This is a genomic window from Glycomyces amatae (genome assembly GCF_020991375.1).
GTDB classification, from domain to species: Bacteria; Actinomycetota; Actinomycetes; order Mycobacteriales; family Micromonosporaceae; genus Glycomyces; species Glycomyces amatae.
Genome location: NZ_JAJLQZ010000007.1, coordinates 245,883 through 264,255 on the forward strand (window position 1 = coordinate 245,883; position 18,373 = coordinate 264,255).

At 72.4% G+C, this 18,373-nt stretch carries 18 protein-coding genes and 2 tRNA genes; 11 read left to right on the forward strand and 9 right to left on the reverse strand.

The genetic code is table 11. The features are described from left to right. Positions 1–3: 3 nt before the first annotated feature. Together LO763_RS13855 and LO763_RS13860 are read right to left on the reverse strand one after the other, a co-directional pair. Positions 4–2,208 (reverse strand): heavy metal translocating P-type ATPase, encoded by a 2,205-nt coding sequence (locus LO763_RS13855; RefSeq protein ID WP_230603066.1) that lies wholly within the window; start codon positions 2,206–2,208, stop codon positions 4–6. A gap of 427 nt (positions 2,209–2,635) precedes the next feature. Beyond that, the gene (locus tag LO763_RS13860) at positions 2,636–2,956 is read right to left on the reverse strand and encodes an ArsR/SmtB family transcription factor (RefSeq protein WP_230603068.1); all 321 of its coding nucleotides are present in this window, start codon (positions 2,954–2,956) and stop codon (positions 2,636–2,638) included. Between the two features lie 57 nt (positions 2,957–3,013). Between LO763_RS13860 and LO763_RS13865 the strand changes: the two genes are divergently transcribed. Next, positions 3,014–4,921, forward strand: coding sequence for a heavy metal translocating P-type ATPase (locus LO763_RS13865; protein WP_230603070.1), 1,908 nt, complete (start codon positions 3,014–3,016; stop codon positions 4,919–4,921). On the opposite strand, the gene LO763_RS13870 is transcribed toward LO763_RS13865, so the two are convergent. Together LO763_RS13870 and LO763_RS13875 are read right to left on the reverse strand one after the other, a co-directional pair. Next, complete coding sequence (locus tag LO763_RS13870) at positions 4,918–6,324, reverse strand: MFS transporter (RefSeq protein WP_230603071.1); 1,407 nt, start codon at positions 6,322–6,324, stop codon at positions 4,918–4,920. The two genes, LO763_RS13865 and LO763_RS13870, sit on opposite strands and share 4 nt — an antisense overlap. Positions 6,325–6,409: 85 nt before the next feature. After that, on the reverse strand, positions 6,410–6,769 hold the full coding sequence (locus LO763_RS13875) for an ArsR/SmtB family transcription factor (RefSeq protein WP_230603073.1): 360 nt from the start codon (positions 6,767–6,769) through the stop codon (positions 6,410–6,412). A 283-nt stretch (positions 6,770–7,052) separates the two neighbouring features. On the opposite strand from LO763_RS13875, the gene LO763_RS13880 reads away from it, so the two are divergent. From LO763_RS13880 to LO763_RS13890, 4 genes are all read left to right on the forward strand, one after another. After that, entirely contained in the window at positions 7,053–7,337 is a 285-nt protein-coding gene (locus tag LO763_RS13880) for a hypothetical protein (protein ID WP_230603075.1), read from the forward strand. Between the two features lie 95 nt (positions 7,338–7,432). Further along, positions 7,433–7,564, forward strand: coding sequence for a hypothetical protein (locus tag LO763_RS28965; RefSeq protein ID WP_255672384.1), 132 nt, complete (start codon positions 7,433–7,435; stop codon positions 7,562–7,564). A gap of 159 nt (positions 7,565–7,723) precedes the next feature. Then, positions 7,724–7,797: transfer RNA gene (locus LO763_RS13885), tRNA-Cys, on the forward strand. Positions 7,798–7,968: 171 nt separating this feature from the next. After that, complete coding sequence (locus LO763_RS13890; protein WP_230603077.1) at positions 7,969–8,397, forward strand: hypothetical protein; 429 nt, start codon at positions 7,969–7,971, stop codon at positions 8,395–8,397. A 73-nt stretch (positions 8,398–8,470) separates the two neighbouring features. Here LO763_RS13890 and LO763_RS13895 read toward each other — a convergent pair whose 3' ends face one another. Beyond that, on the reverse strand, positions 8,471–8,962 hold the full coding sequence (locus tag LO763_RS13895; protein WP_230603079.1) for an Hsp20/alpha crystallin family protein: 492 nt from the start codon (positions 8,960–8,962) through the stop codon (positions 8,471–8,473). A gap of 208 nt (positions 8,963–9,170) precedes the next feature. Here LO763_RS13895 and LO763_RS13900 point away from each other — a divergent pair, with 208 nt between their 5' ends. The 3 genes from LO763_RS13900 (at position 9,171) to LO763_RS13910 (ending at position 13,003) form a co-directional block, all read left to right on the forward strand. Beyond that, positions 9,171–11,144 (forward strand): TPM domain-containing protein, encoded by a 1,974-nt coding sequence (locus LO763_RS13900; RefSeq protein WP_230603080.1) that lies wholly within the window; start codon positions 9,171–9,173, stop codon positions 11,142–11,144. 44 nt (positions 11,145–11,188) lie between these two features. Continuing rightward, the gene (locus LO763_RS13905; RefSeq protein ID WP_230603082.1) at positions 11,189–11,902 is read left to right on the forward strand and encodes a PspA/IM30 family protein; all 714 of its coding nucleotides are present in this window, start codon (positions 11,189–11,191) and stop codon (positions 11,900–11,902) included. A 126-nt stretch (positions 11,903–12,028) separates the two neighbouring features. Continuing rightward, on the forward strand, positions 12,029–13,003 hold the full coding sequence (locus tag LO763_RS13910) for a phosphotransferase family protein (RefSeq protein WP_230603084.1): 975 nt from the start codon (positions 12,029–12,031) through the stop codon (positions 13,001–13,003). Between the two features lie 15 nt (positions 13,004–13,018). Here the strand turns inward: LO763_RS13910 and LO763_RS13915 are convergent, their stop codons facing one another. The 4 genes from LO763_RS13915 to LO763_RS13930 all read right to left on the reverse strand — a co-directional run bounded on the left by LO763_RS13915 (position 13,019) and on the right by LO763_RS13930 (position 16,741). After that, positions 13,019–13,498 (reverse strand): DUF4188 domain-containing protein, encoded by a 480-nt coding sequence (locus LO763_RS13915; protein WP_230603086.1) that lies wholly within the window; start codon positions 13,496–13,498, stop codon positions 13,019–13,021. Between the two features lie 125 nt (positions 13,499–13,623). Then, entirely contained in the window at positions 13,624–16,038 is a 2,415-nt protein-coding gene (locus LO763_RS13920) for a phosphoketolase family protein (RefSeq protein ID WP_230603088.1), read from the reverse strand. Positions 16,039–16,124: 86 nt separating this feature from the next. Next, positions 16,125–16,370: a hypothetical protein gene (locus tag LO763_RS13925; RefSeq protein WP_230603090.1), complete on the reverse strand. Its 246-nt coding sequence runs from the start codon at positions 16,368–16,370 to the stop codon at positions 16,125–16,127. After that, positions 16,367–16,741, reverse strand: a complete 375-nt coding sequence (locus tag LO763_RS13930) for an ArsR/SmtB family transcription factor (RefSeq protein WP_230603091.1) — start codon at positions 16,739–16,741, stop codon at positions 16,367–16,369. Before LO763_RS13930 ends, LO763_RS13925 begins: the two co-directional genes overlap by 4 nt. A 108-nt stretch (positions 16,742–16,849) precedes the next feature. On the opposite strand from LO763_RS13930, the gene LO763_RS13935 reads away from it, so the two are divergent. The 3 genes from LO763_RS13935 (at position 16,850) to LO763_RS13945 (ending at position 18,367) form a co-directional block, all read left to right on the forward strand. Continuing rightward, entirely contained in the window at positions 16,850–17,521 is a 672-nt protein-coding gene (locus LO763_RS13935; protein ID WP_230603092.1) for a GNAT family N-acetyltransferase, read from the forward strand. Beyond that, on the forward strand, positions 17,518–18,180 hold the full coding sequence (locus LO763_RS13940) for a GNAT family N-acetyltransferase (RefSeq protein ID WP_230603093.1): 663 nt from the start codon (positions 17,518–17,520) through the stop codon (positions 18,178–18,180). The genes LO763_RS13935 and LO763_RS13940 overlap by 4 nt, the downstream gene beginning before the upstream one ends. A gap of 114 nt (positions 18,181–18,294) precedes the next feature. Continuing rightward, positions 18,295–18,367, forward strand: a tRNA-Gly gene (locus LO763_RS13945). The last annotated feature ends 6 nt before the right edge of the window (positions 18,368–18,373 follow it).

Here is an 18,373-nt window from a genome sequence, read left to right on the forward strand (position 1 = left end):
CTTCTAGGATTCCGGTGTCAGCCGGACGCGGCGCAGGAGTTGCGCGTTGAGGGCGACCACGATGGTGGAGGCGGACATCAGCACGGCGCCGACCGCCGGACTCAGCGTGAACCCGGCCCAGGCGAGCGCACCGGCCGCGAGCGGGATCGCGACGATGTTGTAACCCGCGGCCCAGCCGAGGTTCTCGATCATCTTGCGGTAGCTCGCCTTCGAGAGGCGCCGGACGCCGCCGACGCCGCGCGGGTCCGAGGAGGCCAGGACCACCCCGGCGGACTCGATCGCCACGTCGGTGCCCGCGCCGATCGCGATGCCGACGTCGGCCCGCGCGAGCGCGGGTGCGTCGTTGACGCCGTCGCCCACCATGGCGACCCGCAGTCCGCGGGCCTGGAGATCGGCGACGGCCTGGTCCTTGTCGGCGGGTAGCACCTCGGCGAAGACCTCGTCGTCTTCGGTGAAGCCGAGATCGGCGGCGACGGCCTCGGCGACCGCGCGGGCGTCGCCGGTGATCATCGCGATCTTCTGCACGCCTTGGGCCCGCAGGTCGGCGATGGCCTGCTCCGCCTCGGACCGGACCTCGTCCTCCAGCGCGATCGCACCGAGCACCTTTGCCTCGCCTTCGAGGGCGATGAGGTGGAGGACGGTGGCGCCGCGCCCCGACCAGGCGTCGATGTCGCCCTCCAGCTCGCTCGGCGGCGCGACGCCGAGTTCGCGCAGCAGGGCCGGCCCGCCCACCGCGTAGCGGTGGCCGTCGACGGCGGCCTCGACGCCCTTGCCGGTGCGGGAGCGGAAGTCGGTGGCGTGCGCGCCTTCACCGTGCTCGTGGCCGTGGTGGGCGACGATCGCCCGAGCCAGCGGGTGCTCGGAGTCGGACTCGACCGCCGCGGCCAGGCGCAGCACCTCGTCGCCGTCGACGCCTTCGGCTCCACTGACGCCGGCGACGGTGTGCTCGCCCTTGGTCAGCGTGCCGGTCTTGTCGAACAGGACGGCGTCCACAGTGCGCATCCGCTCGATGGCGAGCCGGTCCTTCACCAGGATGCCCGCCTTGGCCGAGACCGCCGTGGTGATCGAGATGACCAGCGGGATGGCCAGGCCGAGCGCGTGGGGGCAGGCGATGACCAGCACGGTCACCGTCCGGACGACGGCCGAGGCGGTGTCGCCGAGGAGCGACCAGACCGCGAAGGTGACCACGGCGGCGGCCATGGCGACGTAGAACAGCATGGCAGCGAACCGGTCGGCCAGGACCTGGCCCCTGCCTCGAGACTGCTGCGCCTGGGAGACGAGGCGCTGGATGCCCGCGAGGGCGGTGTCGTCGCCGACCGCGTCGATGCGCACCCGGATCGCGGAGTCGGTCGCGACCGTGCCCGCCACGACCCGCTCACCTGGTTCCTTCGGCACGGGCCGGGACTCGCCGGTGATCATCGACTCGTCCATCTCCGCGGCGCCGTCGGTGATCTCGCCGTCGGCGGGGACGCGGGAGCCGGAGCGGACCAGCGCCGTGTCGCCGACCGCGAGGGCGCTCGCGGGGACGGTCTCGGTGGAGCCGTCGGCGCGGACGCGCTCGGCCTCGTCGGGCAGCAGCGCCGCGAGGGCGGCGAGGGCCCCTCGGGCCTGGCCGATGGCCTTCATCTCCTGCCAGTGGCCGAGGAGCATGATCGCGACCAGCGCGCCCAGCTCCCACCAGAAGTCGAGGTCGAACACCCCGAACGCGGTCGCCAGCGACGCCGCGAAGGCGACGGTGATCGCGGTGGCGATCAGGAGCATCATGCCCGGGGCGCGGTCCCGGATCTCGCGGACGCCGCCGACGAGGAAGGGCCAGCCGCCGTAGAAGAACACGAACGTGCCCAGTACAGGCCGGACGAGGTCGATGCCGGGGAAGTCCAGTGTGTACCCGAACCAGTCCATGACCATGTGACTGGTGGCGACCAGGGGGATCGTCAGGACCAGGGTGAGCCAGAACTTGCGGCGGAACGCCTCCGGGTCGTGCCCGGCGTGCTTGTCATGACCACCGTGGTCTTCATGTGCGTCGTGGCCGCCGTGCGCTCTCTCCGCGCCGTGGGCTCGACCTGAGGGTTCTGCGTTGGCGGCGGCCGCGCCGTGTCCGGCGTGGTCCGTGTGTTCGTCATGAGCGGGGGCGCCGCTGTGGCCGCCGTGGTCGTGGTGGTGCTCGTGGCGCCTCGCGTCGTCACCGTGGGCGTGGTGGCCGCTCATCGGAGGCTCCTTCCATATCGTTGGCCGTCGCAATGACCATATACCCCTGGGGGGTATGTGGGCAAGCGGATCCAACGCCGTCGTCCGCTCCGGTATTCCCCGCCGCGCTCGAATGGAACGAGCAGTCGGTCCTCGCTGAGCGAACTGGTCGCAGTCCCCAGGTCTCCGCGGTGCGGGCCGGTGACCACCGGCCCGCGCCGCGGGGCGGAGGGCTGCAACCGGGCTTGGAGTTCCCGCGGCGTCGCGATCTCGGCGGTCCGCGTCTCGATGATCGTGCGATCGGCTGCGGCAAGGCATGCGCATCGGCGACGGCCTGATCGCGCACGCCCCGAACTCCCGCATCGTCGTCAAGGTCGTCGAGCTCGACCACGGCAACGTCTGGTGCGGCGCGACCACCGTCCTCCGCTAGGACACTGACACGTCTTTCTCAGCGCCTGGTCGTGCTCGCGTGGCCGAAGGCCTCCTCGATGAGGGGCCTGAGGTGGGCGTCGGCGACGGAGTAGTAGACGAAGGTGCCTTCGCGGCGGGTGGTGACCAGTCCGGCCAGGCGCAGTTTCGCGAGGTGCTGGCTGACGGCGGTGGGGCGGGCGCCGGTGAGGTCGGCGAGGCAGGCGACGTTCTCCTCGCCCTGGAGCAGCGCCCACATGAGTTTGAGGCGGGTGGGGTCGGCGAGCATCCGCAGTGCGTCGGCGGCGGCCTTGACCTGGTCGTCGTCGGGCATCGTGAAGTCCGGGATGCTCTCGTGCATGGGGCCGAGCTTACCCTGGCTTGATACCTTCGCAATTGCGAAGATACGATCATGCGCATGTTCACACGGATGTTCCGGCTGTCCGACGTGCGCTGGGCCGCCGCCGCCCTCGCGCTCTTCGCCCTCGGCGCGGCCGCGCAGTTCGGCGGCGCCCCCGCGTGGGCGTGGATCACCGCCTACGCCGCCTGCTACGTCGCGGGCGGCTGGGGCCCGGCCTGGGAGGGCGCCAGCGCCCTCGCCAAGCCGCGCTTCGAGGTCGACTTGCTCATGGTCCTGGCCGCGCTCGCGGCCGCCGCGATCGGGCAGTGGTTCGACGGGGCGCTGCTCATCGTCATCTTCGCGACCTCCGGCGCCCTGGAGGCGGTCTTGACCGAGCGGACCGCCGAGTCGGTGCGGAGCCTGCTCGAACACGCGCCCGAACGGGCGGCGCGGCTGGTCGACGGCCGCGAGGAGATCATGGACGCCGCCGCACTCGCTCCCGGGGACCTCGCGCTGGTGCGACCTGGCGAGCGCGTCCCGGCCGACGGCACCGTCGAGGGCGGCGAGTCCGAAGTAGACGAGTCGACCCTCACCGGGGAGGCTCTGCCCGGCCGCAAGGCGCCCGGCTCGGCGGTGCTGGCCGGGACGCTCAACGGCACCGGGGCGCTCGAGGTGCGGGTGGCCCGCTCGAGCGGGGACACGGTGCTGGCCCGGATCGCCCGCCAGGTCGAGGAGGCCTCGGAGGCGAAGTCGAAGACCCAGTTGACGATCGAGAAGGTCGAGCAGCCCTACTCGCTCGCGGTCGTCGGCGCCACGCTCGCGCTCATCGCCGTCCCGCTCGCGTTCGGGGCCGCGTTCGAGTCGACCCTGCTGCGGGCCATGACCTTCATGATCGTCGCCAGTCCGTGCGCGATCGTCCTCGCCACCATGCCCCCGTTGCTGGCCGCGGTCGCCCTCGCCGGCCGCCACGGCGTGCTCGTCAAGAGCGCCTTGATGATGGAGCGCCTCGCCGAGGTCGACGCGGCGGCCTTCGACAAGACCGGGACGCTCACCAACGGCGAACCCGAGGTCGAACGCATCGAGGTCCTCCGCGGCGACGAGGCCCGGCTGCGGAGGCTGGCGGCCTCCGTCGAGGCTCGCAGCGAGCACCCGATCGGCCGTGTCCTGGCCCGGATCGAACCGGTCTCGCCGGTCGCGCGGTTCGAGGCGGTCCCGGGGCGCGGGGTCCGCGGCGCGGTCGACGGCGTCCTCGTCGAGGTCGGCCATCCCGTGCTGCTCGATGCCGACGACGACGCCCATGGGACCGTCGCCGCGTTCGAAGCCGAGGGCCTGACCGTCGCCGTCGTGCTCGCTGACGGGCGTGCGATCGGCGTCATCGGCCTCACCGACGCGGTGCGGCCCGAAGCCGCCGCGGCCGTCGCGGACCTGAAGGCCCGCTTGGGGACTGAGCCGCGCCTGCTCACCGGCGACCATCCTGCCGCGGCCCGCCGCGTCGCCGACGCGGTCGGCATCGGCGCCGTCGAGGCCTCGCTCCTGCCCGGCGGCAAGGCCGACCGCCTCGCAGGGACCCGGGCCCTCTACGTCGGCGACGGCGTCAACGACGCCCCCGCCCTCGCCGCCTCGCACGTCGGCGCGGCAATGGGCGGCACCGCCTCGGACCTGGCGCTCCAGGCCTCGGACGTCGTCCTGGTCGGACGGCGCCTGACCGCGCTCCCGGCCGCGGTCGACCTGGCCCGCCGCGCGCGGCGCGTCGCCCGGGTGAACCTGGCCTTCGCCGCGGCCGTCATCCTCGTGCTCGCGGCCTGGGACCTGTTCGGCACCCTGCCGCTCGTCCTCGGCGTCGCCGGCCACGAGCTCTCCACGGTCGTCGTGGGGCTCAACGGCCTCCGGCTCCTGAGCCGCCGCCACTGGAACGAGCGCCGGACGCCCGCCGAGCGCGCCGTCGCCCCGCTCGCCGCGGCCCGGTCCGGGGCAGACGTCCGTTAGGAGCGGGTCGCGGCCGCGCTCGACGCGGCCGGGACCTTCCTCTCGGCGTCGCGCGGCTCCGGGGAGTCGCGCGCGGGCCAGCGCCGGTGGAGGCCGTCGATGACGAAGGCGTGCTGGTGGACCCAGCCGGACCCGACGGGATGGGCGCCGGTGAGGTGCGGGTCGTCCGGGCCGAGTTCGGTGTGGACGTGCTCGACGGCGGTGGTGTCGCTGGAGGGCCAGACGAGAAGTCCGGTGACGGCGGCGGCGACGGCGACCGCGGCCAGCGCCCCGGCGGCCGCTCCCGTGCCGGCCTGGGCGGCGAGCCAGCCCGCGGCCGGGTAGGTGATGAGGAACCAGCCGTGGGAGAGGGAGAACTGGGCGGCGAAGGCGGCGGGCCGGTCGTTCGGGGTGGACGATGCGGTCACGATCCGCCCGGTGGGGGTGAGGATCGCGCCGGTCGCGATGCCGAGGACGGCCCACAGCGCGAGCAGGCCCGCCCAACCGAAGGCGCCGGCGGCGAGTGCGGCGGTGAGCGCGACCAGGCCTGCGGCCAGCGTGAACGCGGCGGGGACCATGACGGCGCGGTCCTCGACCCGCCTCAGCAGCCGCGGCAGGGCGAGCGCGGCGGCCATCGAACCCACGCCGTAGGCGCCCAAGGCGATAGCCACGTCGCCGCTGCCGCGCCCGAGGACGTCCTGGACGAGGACCACGGTGTCGACCACGACCATCGCGGTCGAGGCGGCCACGGCCAGGTGCATCAGCAGCAGGCCCCGCAGCCGGGGCGTGGCCGCGTACAGGCGGAACCCGCGGGTGGTCTTCGCCCACCGGTCCTCGTCGGCCTCGGCGGGAGTGCGCTTCGGCAGGACGACCGAGACGACCAGGACCGCCGAGGCGAGGAACCCGGCGGCGGTGCCGGTGAACAGCCAGTCGTAGGACACGAGCGACAGCAGCGCCGCGGCCAGCATCGGGCTGCACAGGTTCTCCAGGTCGTAGGCGAGGCGCGAGAGCGACAGCGCCTTCGTGTAGTCCTCTTCGCGGTCGAGGACGTCGGGGATCGCGGCCTGGAACGTGGGAGTGAACGCCGCCGAGGCGGACTGGAGCACCAGCACCAGGACGTAGATCTGCCAGACCTCGGTCACGAACGGCAGCGCCAGCGCCACCGCCGCGCGCGCCGCGTCCATCGCGACCATGAGGGTGCGGCGTGAGAGCCGCTCGGCGAGGGCGGTGGCGACGGGCCCGATGAACAGGTACGCGAGCATCTTGACCGCCAGCGCCGTGCCGAGCACCGCCCCGGCCCGGGCCCCGGCGAGGTCGTAGGCCAGGAGGCTGAGCGCCACCGTGGCGAGGCCGGTGCCGACGAGGGCGATGGCCTGGGCGGCGAACAGGTGGCGGTAGGTGCGGTGGCGCAGCACGGAGAGCACGGCGGGATCCTCGGGCAGAGTGCGATGACACCCTGACCGTAACATACATGTGCGCAGGTGCGCACATGTCGACTATATTCCTGGGCTACTGGTGCCAGGGCTCCCCGGTGACCTGGTGGTCGGCGCGGCTGAGCGCTTCGGTCACGAGTCGGCGCAGGTGCCCGTCGGTCAGCGAGTAGACCGCGCGCCGCCCTTCCCGCCGCGGCTGCACGAGCCCGGCGAGCCGCAGCTTCGCCAGGTGCTGGCTGACGGCCGGCCTCGCCGCCCCCGTGGCCTCGGCCAGCGCGGTCACGTCGGCCTCTTCCTGAGCGAGGACCCACAGCAGGTGGAGCCGGGTGGAGTCGGCCAAGAGCGCGAACACCGAGGCGGCGTTGGCGAACTGCTCGCCCGAGGGGGAGGCGTGGTGCAAGGTCTTTGCAGGAGCCGGTGTTTCGCGTTCGGGCATGGCCCCATTCTACGTGCGGCATCGTCGCCGGACCCTGAGCTGCACTGCACCGCTCTCGCATCCGTGTGGGGCCGCGCTCGGATCCGTGGTGGTGCGGTGGCGGGGACGACGACGGGGAATGAGCGGGTCCGCTTGGCGGCGTGCGGTTCAGCCACGGCCCCGTCGACGAGCGCAAGCTCCGCATGACCCTGGACTCGATCCGACCCATCGGAGCGTGAAGTGCAGTACCTGCTGCCGCTGCTCGGCTGCGCAGCCGTCCTGCTGCTGATGCCGGGATCGACGGGTGGCCGCGAGCGAGTTGCGTGCTGAACTGTCGTTCTTCCGCGACCGGGATGGTCGTGAAGTCGACTTCGTCCTCGAACGGCGCGACGACGCGTTCAAACACCTGCGGTGGATGAAAGAACGCCTGGGGGACCGGTTCAAGGCCGGGTACGTCGTCTACCTCGGCGACCAGATCCGGCCTTTCGGCCCGGACCTGACCGCGCTTCCGCTCTCGGCGCTCTGGGCGGCGCGTCACTCTAGCGAAGGCCACCGCCGGTGTAGTGGGCCCGCGACCGCGGCCATTTGATCGGGTCGCTCATGACTCCGCGGCCTCCTTGGGCTCGACCGCCTTCGCGAGCTGCGCGTGGAGGCTGGAGATCTGGCCGAGGAGGTCCGGGCTCGGTGAACCCGAGCGCGGCGATGTCGATGCCCGCCAGGGTGCTCAGCGGTGCCGGCGGAGCGTTCGACGCCAGCGTGGACGGCGGTGAACCGGTCGCCCTTCTTGCGGTGGCGCAGCTTGACGTAACCCATTGACCGGGAACGCTACTGCTGCACGGGGTGGTTTGCTCCAGTTCGGTCCTCAAGACCGAAGCGGCGGTCCCGCCTGATGCGGGAGAGGTACTGGTTCAATCCCGGTATCGCTCACCGCGGTGGAGGCCCAGGTTCACGAGGCCTGGGCTTTTCTCGCATCATGGTGGGTTGGCCGAGTGGTTAGGCAGCGGCCTGCAAAGCCGTCCACACGGGTTCGACCCCCGTACCCGCCTCCACAGGTACCTCACCGGATCAGAGCCCGGGCGACCGGGCTCTTTCCGCATCCCCTGAACGCCACCCGCTCCGCCGACGGCGCGCAGGCCGCCGCATCGGCGGCAATCCGATGGCAAGTGCGCCCGCATAGCGTGTCCGACGACGCGTGCTGCCCACATCTGCGGGAGGAACCCATGACCACTGAACCCACGCGCAAGAACACCGCCGGTCTCGGTTCTCTGAGCGCGGCCGGACTCGTCGCGGCACTCGCGCTCGCCGGATGCTCCGGCGGCGGGGAGCCCGGAGGCGACGAGTACGTGCTCCGCGACGGCTCCACCATGAGGGTCCTCACGGTGGACGGCGTGGACATGATCGCCGAGACCATGGACTGCGGGGAGGAGCGGGACGAGGACCGCAGCGAAGGCAAGATGAACGAGTCCCGCACGTACGTCTCATGGCACGTCGAGGACGGCGTCTACAGCGCCGACGACGACATCGAGTTCAGCGCCGACGACGAGACGCTGACGTTCGCGACCAGTCGCGGAACGAAGGTGTACTTCCAGGACGGCACGGACCTCGCCCAAGTCGAGTGGGACGAGTGGACGGAGCGGTGCGCGGAGTAGCGGCGCACGCGAAAGGCCCCGGATCGCTCCGGGGCCTTTCGCATCGCAGTAAGCGAAGCGGCGGTCGCCGCTCCTACTCGTCGCCGTCCCGGGCCTCGGCGGTCTCGGCCTCGATCACGGGCTGGGCGCCCTTGACCTCGATGGCCTGCGCCTGCGGCGCGGGCTTGACGGCGTTCGCGACGCGGACGGTCAGGAGCCCGTCGGCGACCTCGGCGCTCACCTGCGCCGCCTCGGTCCCCTCCGGGACGGTGAACTCGCGGCGGAACGTGCCCGCCGTGAGGCCCCGGACCAGGTACCGGTCGCCTTCGGCCGCCTCGCGCTCGCGGCGCTCGGCGGTCACGGAGAGGCGGCGCCCCTCCAGGGTCACGGTCACGTCCTCGGGGGCGATGCCCGGGACGGCGGCGGTGATCACCGCGTCGGGGCCTTCGGTGTAGACGTCGGCGCGAAGCGACGGCTGGGCGGCGGCGCGGCCGAAACCGCGGCGGACGAGGCGCTCGAACTCACGGTTGAACGTGCGGTCGAACTGCCGGAACGCCGCGTAAGGGTGCTGGTAGCGAACGATCATGGTGGCGGTCTCCTTCCTCAGGATTAGCACTCGAGCCTTGAGAGTGCTAACGACCTGTATGACGCCCGGCCGCCTCCGAATATTTCAGGAGTGAGGCGGGACACTCCGCCTCACCGCTGCGGGCAAATCCCCGAACGCCCCCTGCGACCTGGGGCTCGCTCCTAGACTGACAGCGTTTTCGAGCTACGGGGGTGCGCGGATGCGGTCGGTGCGGACTTCGCTGGCGGTCCTGGCGGCCGCCGCCCTCGCCCTGGTGCCCGGCCCCGCCTCGGCCGCGGCCCCGCTGCTCCTCTCCGGCCCCGTCACCGACCGGGCCGGCGCCGTCGGCGACCGCGAGGACGACGTCCTGGCGGCGATCGGCGACCTCGAGGAGGACACCGGCATGGGCCTCTACGTCGCCTACATCGACGACTTCGGCGGCTACGACCCCCAGGACTGGGCCGACACCACCGCCGTCGACAGCGACCTGGGCACCGACGACCTCCTCCTCGCCGTCGCGATCGACGAGCGCCGCTACACCTGGTCGGTCGCCGCCGGATTCCCCTTGACCGACAGCCAGCTCAACCGGGTCGCCGCCGACCGGATCGCCCCCGAGCTCGCCGACGGGAACTGGGTCGAGGCCGCCATCGGCGCCGCCGAGGGCTATCGGGCCGCCTACCGCGGCGAGGGCGCCTCGGGCGGCTCGTCCTTCGTCTGGATCCTCGTGCTGCTCCTGGCCGCGGCCGCCGCGATCGGCCTCTACCTGTGGTTCAGGAATCGCCGCCGCGGCGGTGGCGCTGCCGCGCCCGTGCCCTCGCCCGCGAAGCGGCAGAAGATGACCACCGAGCGGCTCAACGCCGAGGCCAACCGCCTCCTGGTCGAGACCGACGACGCGATCCGCACCAGCGAGCAGGAGCTCGGCTTCGCCGAGGCCGAGTTCGGCGCCGAGCACACCGCCGCCTTCACCGCCGCGCTCGCCGCCGCCAGGACCGGCCTCACCGAGTCGTTCAAGATCCGCCAGGAGCTCGACGACGACGTCCCCGAGACCGAACCCCAGCGCCGCCAGATGCTCTCGGCGATCGTCGACCGCCTGGTCGAGGCCAACCGGGAGCTCGACGCCAAGGCCGACGACTTCGACCGGCTCCGCGACCTCGGCCGCCGCGCCCCCGAGGCCGTCGCCGCGCTCAAGGAGCGCGGCGGCGCCCTGCCGCCCCGGATCGCCGAGGCCCGCGCCGCGCTCACCTCCCTCCAGGACCGCTACGCCGAGTCGGCGTCCGCGACCGTGCGGGACTTCCCCGACACCGCCGAGGACCGGCTGCGCTTCGCGCAGACGAGCCTGAACGGCGCCGACCAGGCCGTCGCCGCCGACGACCGGGGCCGCGCCGCGCTGCTCCTGCGCGCCGCCGAGGAGGCCACCGCCCAGGCCGAGCAGGCCGTCGACGCGGTCGCCCGCCGCTCCGGCGAGCTCGACGCGGCCGCCGCCCAGCTCGGCGCCGTCCTCGACGAGGCCGAAGCCAACGCCGGCGAGGCGGGGCGGGCCGCCGCGGGGGCCCCGGACGGCGAGGCCGTCGCGGCGCAGGCCGCGCACCTCGAGGCGGTCGTCGCCGAGGTCCGCGCCGCCGAGGGCCCCGTCGACCCCCTGGCGGCCACCGCGCGCGTCGAACGCGCCGCCGCCGAGCTCGACCGCGGGCTCGAGGCCCTGCGCGGCGCGGTCGCCGGCGCGCGCCGGGCCCGCGCCCAGCTCGACCAGGTGCTGCTGAGCGCCCGGAGCACCACCGCGGCCGTCGAGGACTACGTCAACACCAACCGCGGCGCAGTCGGCCCCGAGGCCCGCACCCGCCTCAACGAGGCCAGGATCCAGCTGGACCGGGCCCTGGCGCTCCAGGAGGACGACCCCGCCCGGGCCCTGCCGCTGGCGCAGCGCGCCGACGAGCTCGCGAACGCGGCCGCCGCGGCCGCGCAGCAGGACGTGCAGGGCTACCTCGCGCCGACCTACACGGGCGGGGGCGGCTCGCCCCTGGGCGGCAGCGCCGGCGCCATGCTCGGCGGCATCCTCCTGGGCGGCATGTTCGGCGGCGGCGGGGGCGGGGGCGCCTACCGTCCCGGAGGTTTCGCCGGCGGGGGCCGCCGGCGCAGCGCGGGCCCGGGGTCGTTCGGCGGCAGCGCGACCCGCGGACGGCGAGGGGGCGGCGGCCGATTCTGAACCACCACCGCGACCGGGAACCGCATCGAACCAAGGAGTGACCAATGACCAAGAAGCAGTCGATCTTCGGGCGCATCAGCCAGCTCGTGAGGGCCAACGTCAACGACGTCATCGACAACGCCGAGGACCCCGAGAAGATGCTCGCCCAGATGGAGCGCGACTACAGGAACAGCATCGTGGACGCCGAGAACTCCATCGCCGAGACCATCGGCAACCTGCGGCTCATGGAGGACGACCACGAGTCGGACCGCCAGGCCGTCGAGGAGTGGGGCACGAAGGCGCGCAACGCGAGCCAGAAGGCCGACCGGCTGCGGGCGGACGGGAACGACGCCGAGGCCGACCGCTTCGACAACCTCGCCAAGGTCGCGCTCGGCAAGCAGATCGGCTTCGAGAAGGAGATGAAGGCCAGCGAGCCGGTCATCGCGGGCCAGCGCGAGGTCGTCGAGAAGCTCAAGCAGTCGCTCGCGACGATGAAGGACAAGCTCGAGGAGCTCCGCTCCAAGAAGGCGAGCCTGACCGCCCGCCAGAAGACCGCGCAGGCGCAGCAGCAGGTCAACGAGGCGCTCGGCGCCGTCGACGTCATGGACCCGCTCAGCGAGGTCAACCGCTTCGAGGAGAAGGTCCGCCGCGAGGAGGCGAAGGTCCGCGGGCAGCAGGAGCTCGCGATGTCCTCCCTGGACCGGCAGTTCGAGGACCTCGACAGCCTCGGCGACGAGGCCGAGATCGAGGCCCGCATGGCCGCGCTCAAGTCGCAGTGAGCCCCGCCGGACCGCCCGCCCGGCCGGCGGTCCGGCGGGAGCCCCTGCCGCCTCCGCGGGCCGCGAGGGCGCGGCCCCGGTGGATACCCTCTTGCGGGAGCGCCCCCCAGCGGCCACACTGGCGCGATGGAGATCGCCATCCGCCCCAGGCTCGACCGCGCCGACGTCGAGGCCCTCGTCCGCGACCGCCTCGGCGGCGACCTGGAGTTCACCGGCCACGAGGAGTTCACCGACGGGTTCTTCAACGCCGCGCACGGGCTCGACCTCGCCGACGGCCGCCGCATCGTCGTCAAGGTCGCCCCCGACAAGGGCCTGAAGCTCCTCACGTACGAAGTGGACCTCATGGCCACCGAGATCGAGTGCTTCGAGCGGGCGATCGCCGTCGGCGTCCCCATGCCGCGGCTCTGGCACGGCGACGCCGAGCACGGCCTCATGATCATCGACCGCCTCGCCGGCCACTCCCTGCCGAGCGTCCGCGACGACATCCCCGCGGCCGAACGCCTGGCCCTGCGCCGGGAGATCGGGGCCATGAGCGCCCGCTTCGCGCTGGCGACCGGCGAGCGGTTCGGCTACCCCCGCGCGAGCGGCCGGACGGCCGCCGACACGTGGGGCGAGTCCTTCCTGGCCATGGTCGGCGACGTCCTCGACGACATCGCCGGGCAGGGACTGGTCCTGCCGCTCCCGATCGGCGAGGTCGCGGCCCTGTTCGCGGCCGAACGCGGCCTGCTCGACGAGGTCGACCGCCCCGCCCTCGTCCACTTCGACCTGTGGGACGGCAACATCTTCGTCCACCGCACCGGGACCGGCTGGGGCGTCGAGGCGTTCATCGACGGCGAGCGCGCCTTCTACGGCGACCCCATCGCCGAGCTGGTCTCCCTCCAGCTCATCCCCGAAGAGGAGTTCCCGGCCGTCGTGGACGGCTTCCTGGGCCGCGGCCTGACCCCGGGGGAGGAGCGGCGGCTGGCCCTCTACCGCATGTACCTCATGTTCATCCTCATCGCCGAGTGCGGCGTGCGCGGCTTCGACGCCGAGCTGACCGAGCACCAGACGACCTGGGCCACCGAGACCCTCGTGCGGGAACTCGCCCGGTTCACCGCCTGACCGCGCGGCGCGGGGTCAGTGGACCCCGTGGTGGTGGTCGTGGTCGTCCGGGTCGGTGCGCGTCGCGTCCTTCTCCTTGGTGGCGCGCGCGAGCCCGTAGGGCGGCATGTTGACGTAGGAGGTGTCGTACTCGCCGGCGCGGACCTTGTACAGCTCGTGCCACAGGCCGACGTCGCCGTTGCTCTTGACGTTGCGGTTGAACCACTTCCAGAAGCCGCGGTGCGCGTGGGCCTGGGAGTGGGCGTACCGCTCCAGGTGGTCGTCGCTGCGCCAGTACTGGACGACCATGACCACCCTGCCGCCCACCACGGTGCGCGAGTCCAGCAGGCCCAGCTCGGGGTCGGCGGCGAGCTCGCGGAGCATCCGCGGCAGCGAGGCGAGGACCGGCCACCACTTGTGGACCTTCCAGAACCTGTTGATCCGCATGCCGACCGTGAAGACCACGAGGTCCTCGTCGTGGTCGACCACCACGCGTCCGGGTCTGACCTTCGCCACGTGCAGTCCTCCCAGGGGTCGCGAGTAAGGCTCCCCTAAGAGATTAACGAAGCGCACGCGTGTCGCGCCACAGCGGCGGCCGGAACCGTCTAGGGCGCCTTCGACTGCGCCCCAGGCGGTTCGTCCTAGCCGGGCCAGCTCCAATCGGCCACGTCGGGCAGGTCCTCGCCGTACGCGCGGGTGTGCTCGCGGGCGGCGTGGCGGGCGTCGACCATGCGCTGGCGCAGGCCCGCGGCGTTCGCGCCCAGGCCCGGCACCCGGTCGATGACGTCCATGACCAGCCGGTACCGGTCGAGGTCGTTGAGCATGACCATGTCGAACGGCGTGGTCGTGGTGCCCTCCTCCTTGTAGCCGCGCACGTGGATGTTGTCGTGGTTGGTGCGCCGGTAGGTCAGGCGGTGGATGAGCATCGGGTAGCCGTGGTAGGCGAAGATCACCGGCTTGCCGGTGGTGAAGACGGTGTCGAACTGCCGGTCGCCCAGGCCGTGCGGGTGCTCGCTCTCGGGCTGGAGCCGCATCGGGTCCACGACGTTGACCACCCGGACCTTGAGCCGCGGCAGCGTCTGGCGCAGCAGGTCCGCGGCGGCCAGGACCTCCAGGGTCGGCACGTCCCCGGCGCAGGCGAGCACCACGTCCGGCTCGGCGCCGTCGTCGGTGGAGGCCCACTCCCAGATCCCCAGGCCCCGTTCGCAGTGGCGCACCGCCTCGTCCATGCTCAGGTACTGGAGCGCGGGCTGCTTCCCGGCCACCACCACGTTCACGTACTGCCGCGACCGCAGGCAGTGGTCCATCGTGGACAAGAGGGTGTTGGCGTCCGGCGGCAGGTACACCCGCACGACGTCGGCCTTCTTGTTCATCACATGGTCGATGAAGCCCGGGTCCTGGTGCGAGAACCCGTTGTGGTCCTGGCGCCACACATGGCTCGACAGGAGGTAGTTGAGCGAGGCGATCGGCCGGCGCCACGCGATCTCGTCGGTCGACTCCAGCCACTTCGCGTGCTGGTTGAACATCGAGTCGACGACGTGGATGAACGCCTCGTAGCTGGTGAACAGGCCGTGGCGGCCGGTCAGCAGGTACCCCTCCAGCCAGCCCTCGCACTGCTGCTCCGACAGCACCTCCATGACCCGCCCGTACGGCGCCTGGTGCTCGTCGGTGGGCAGGATCTCGGCCCCCCACTGCCGGTCGGTGGCCTCGAACGTCGCGCTGAGCCGGTTGGAGGCGACCTCGTCGGGCCCGAAGAGCCGGAACCGGTCGGGGTTGCGCTCGATGACGTCCCGCAGCCAGGTGCCGAGCACCTTCGTGGCCTCGCCGACCGTGCGGCCGTGGCCCTCGACCGCGACCCCGTACTCGCGGTAGTCGGGCAGGACCAGGTCCCGCAGCACGAGGCCGCCGTTGGCGTGCGGGTTGGCGCTCATGCGCGCCTCGCCCTCGGGGTGCAGGCCGCGGAGCTCGGCCGCGGGGGCGCCGGTGGCGTCGAACAGCTCCTCGGGCCGGTACGAGCGCATCCACTCCTCGAGCTGCGCCAGATGGTCCGGATTGGACCGCACCTCGGCCAGCGGCACCTGGTGGGCCCGCCAGGTGCCCTCGACGGGCACGCCGTCCACTTCGGCGGGTCCCGTCCAGCCCTTCGGGGTCCGCAGGACGACCATCGGCCACCGCGGCCGCGTCGGGGCGCCGTTCGCGTTCCGGCGGGCCTCGGCGCGGATCTCGGCGATCCGGTCGAAGCACGCGTCCAGCGTCGCCGCCATCTGCTGGTGGACGCTCGCCGGATCGTCGCCCTCGACCACGTACGGCTCGTGGCCCACGCCCCGGAAGAACGAGAGGAGGTCCTCCTCGGGCAGGCGCCCGAAGATGGTCGGGTTGGCGATCTTGTAGCCGTTGAGGTGCAGGATCGGCAGGACCGTGCCGTCCGAGGCGGGGTTGAGGAACACGTTGGACAGCCACGAGCCCGCGAGCGCGCCCGTCTCGGCCTCGCCGTCGCCGACGACGCAGGCGACGGTGAGGTCCGGGTTGTCGAACGCCGCCCCGTAGGCGTGCGAGAGCGAGTAGCCCAGCTCGCCGCCCTCGTGGATCGAGCCGGGCACCTCGGGCGCCACGTGCGAGGGGATGCCGCCGGGGAAGGAGAACTGGCGGAACAGCCGCCGCATCCCCTCCTCGGAGTGGTCCACGGACGGGTACAGCTCCGGGTAGGTGCCCTCCAGCCACGTGTTCGCCACGATCGCCGGGCCGCCGTGGCCGGGCCCGGTCACGTAGATCATGTCGAGGCCGCGGGCCTTGATGCAGCGGTTGAGGTGCGCGTAGATCAGGCTCAGTCCGGGACTGGTGCCCCAGTGGCCGAGCAGGCGCGGCTTGAGGTGCTCGGGGCACAGGGGCTCGCGCAGGAGCGGGTTGTCGAGCAGGTAGATCTGGCCGACGGTGAGGTAGTTCGCGGCCCGCCAGTAGGCGTCGATGCGGGCGAGCTCCTCGTCGGCGAGCGGAGCGGCGGCCGGGTCCGGCCGGGCGGCGTCGTTTCGGGCAGAGTCTTTTCGAGACGTGTCCATGCGTCAGAGAGTGCCGTATCGGGCACGGTATAACCGCGATTCGGAAGAATTCCTCGCGCCCGCCGGACCACGGGGGCGCCGCCCGCTCACTCGACCTCTCTGAGCATCCGCTCCACCGACGCGAGGCGGCCCTTGATCTCGATGAGCGAGGCCTTGATCTCGGCCGCGTCCAGACTGGCCTTCTCCGCCAGCGCGCGGTAGTTCGCCTCGCGGGCCGCCGACGCCTTCGCCTTCGAGGCGGAGGCGAAGACGATGATCGAGACGATGATGATCGCGGTGATCAGCAGGAGGAATCCGAATGCGAAGAGCATTCCGGCCTGTCCCATGTTCATTGCTCGGTCTCCTTCTCGTCGTGGTCGGTGCGCTCGGCCGTCTCGGGCAGCGTCGGCAGCGACGCCTTGACGACCTGCGGCGTGATCTCCAGTGCGAACGGGACCGCCTCGAAGTACTTGACGGCCCGGCCGTCCTCCGAGAGCTCCAGTTCGCCCCGCACGAGACCCGCCGCCTGGAGCTTCTGCAGGTGCATGTGGAGCAGCGGCCGGCTCATCCCCAGCTGGCGGGCCAGCAGGCTCACGTACTGCCTGCCGTCCGCCAGGGCGCCGAGGATGCGCAGCCGGTGCGGGTTCGCCAGGGCCGAGCAGGCCGCGAGCAGCGCCGCGCCCGTCGGCCCCTCGGCGGTGGAGTCCTCCGGCATGTCAACCATCCCTATATCGTGTAAGAAAAACCTTACATATGAAACCGAAGCCTGTCGACACCGGCCCGGCGGTGAAATCCGATTGCCGCGGGCGCGGCCCGCCTCCAGAATCGAGACATGCTCGCCGACCACCTGCCGATCCTGCGGCTCCGACTGCGCACCGACCGCCTCGAACTGCGCCTGCTCGCCGACTACGAGGAGCTGGGCGCCCTCGCCGACGCGGCCGCCGCGGGCGTCCACGACCCGGACTTCATGCCGTTCTCGGTCCCCTGGACCGAAGGCGGGCCCGCCGAGACCGCCCGCAGCGTCGCCGTCTGGTACCACCGCGCCCTCGGCCGCTGGGACGAAGAGGACTGGGCCGTCCCCTTCGTCGCCTTCCACGAGGGAGCGCCGATCGGCGTCCAGGTGATCGGCGGCAAGCGGTTCGCCGTCGCCCGCGAGGTCGACTCGGGCTCGTGGATCGGCCTGGCCCACCAGGGCAGGGGCCTCGGCACCGAGATGCGCGCGGCCGTGCTCCACTTCGCGTTCGCCGGACTCGGCGCCGAGACCGCGAAGAGCGGCTCGTACGACGGCAACGACGCCTCGGAGCGCGTCTCGCGGCGCCTCGGCTACCGGCCCGACGGCGAGGAGTTCCACGTCGTGCAGGACCGGCGTCGCCACCTGCGGCGGTGGCGCTTGAGCCGCGAGGACTGGGAGGCGAACCGCAAGCACGAGGTCGCGATCGAAGGCCTCGACCAGGAGGTCCTGGCGATGCTGGGCCTCGGCACCGAGGAAGGCGAGGCGCGATGATCACCGACTACCTGCCGGTCTACCGGCTCCGGCTGCGCACCGAGCGCCTGGAGCTGCGGATGCCGGACTTCGACGACCTGGTCGCACTGGCCGACCAGGCGGCCGCGGGCGTCCACGACCCGGCGTTCATGCCGTTCGTGGTGCCGTGGACCGAGGCCGAACCCATGGAGCGCGGCCGCGCCACCGTCCTGTGGCAGATGCGCGCGATCGCGGTCTCGACGCCGGAGGAGTGGACGCTGCCGTTCGTCGTCGTCCGCGACGGCGAGGTGATCGGCATGCAGGAGGTCGCCGGCAAGGAGTTCAAGGCCAGCCGCGAGGGCACCACCGGTTCGTGGCTCGGCCTCGCCCACCACGGCAGGGGCCTCGGGACCGAGATGCGCGCCGCGGTGCTCGACTTCCTGTTCAACGGGCTCGGCGCGGACTACGCCCTCAGTGCCTCGTTCGACGGCAACGGCCCGTCGCAGGGCGTCTCGCGCAAGCTCGGCTACCGGGAGGACGGCATCGTGCACCACGTGCTGCGCGGCGAGCGCCGCGTCGACCGGCGGTGGCGCTTGAGCCGCGAGGACTGGGAGGCGAACCGCAAGCACGAGGTCGCGATCGAGGGCCTCGACGAGGGCGTGCTGGCGATGCTCGGCCTCGGCGAGGACGCGGGGGAGTGAGCGCGAGGGGCGCGGCGCGGGCGTGAGCCGCGCCCCAATCGGGCCCAAGGCCCCAGAAGGCGCCGATGAGCGATGCGATACAGTAATCCTCGTTCAGGGGGCAACCTCGTGAATGCGGACGTAGCGCAGTTGGTAGCGCGACACCTTGCCAAGGTGTAGGTCGCCGGTTCGATCCCGGTCGTCCGCTCAGGTG

Coding starts and splice junctions, on each gene's coding strand:
- LO763_RS13855 (WP_230603066.1), bottom strand. CDS start 2,208: ATGAGCGGCCACCACGCCCACGGTGACGACGCGAGGCGCCACGAGCAC.
- LO763_RS13860 (WP_230603068.1), bottom strand. CDS start 2,956: ATGCACGAGAGCATCCCGGACTTCACGATGCCCGACGACGACCAGGTC.
- LO763_RS13865 (WP_230603070.1), top strand. CDS start 3,014: ATGTTCACACGGATGTTCCGGCTGTCCGACGTGCGCTGGGCCGCCGCC.
- LO763_RS13875 (WP_230603073.1), bottom strand. CDS start 6,769: ATGCCCGAACGCGAAACACCGGCTCCTGCAAAGACCTTGCACCACGCC.
- LO763_RS13890 (WP_230603077.1), top strand. CDS start 7,969: ATGACCACTGAACCCACGCGCAAGAACACCGCCGGTCTCGGTTCTCTG.
- LO763_RS13895 (WP_230603079.1), bottom strand. CDS start 8,962: ATGATCGTTCGCTACCAGCACCCTTACGCGGCGTTCCGGCAGTTCGAC.
- LO763_RS13905 (WP_230603082.1), top strand. CDS start 11,189: ATGACCAAGAAGCAGTCGATCTTCGGGCGCATCAGCCAGCTCGTGAGG.
- LO763_RS13910 (WP_230603084.1), top strand. CDS start 12,029: ATGGAGATCGCCATCCGCCCCAGGCTCGACCGCGCCGACGTCGAGGCC.
- LO763_RS13920 (WP_230603088.1), bottom strand. CDS start 16,038: ATGGACACGTCTCGAAAAGACTCTGCCCGAAACGACGCCGCCCGGCCG.
- LO763_RS13925 (WP_230603090.1), bottom strand. CDS start 16,370: ATGAACATGGGACAGGCCGGAATGCTCTTCGCATTCGGATTCCTCCTG.
- LO763_RS13930 (WP_230603091.1), bottom strand. CDS start 16,741: ATGGTTGACATGCCGGAGGACTCCACCGCCGAGGGGCCGACGGGCGCG.
- LO763_RS13935 (WP_230603092.1), top strand. CDS start 16,850: ATGCTCGCCGACCACCTGCCGATCCTGCGGCTCCGACTGCGCACCGAC.
- LO763_RS13940 (WP_230603093.1), top strand. CDS start 17,518: ATGATCACCGACTACCTGCCGGTCTACCGGCTCCGGCTGCGCACCGAG.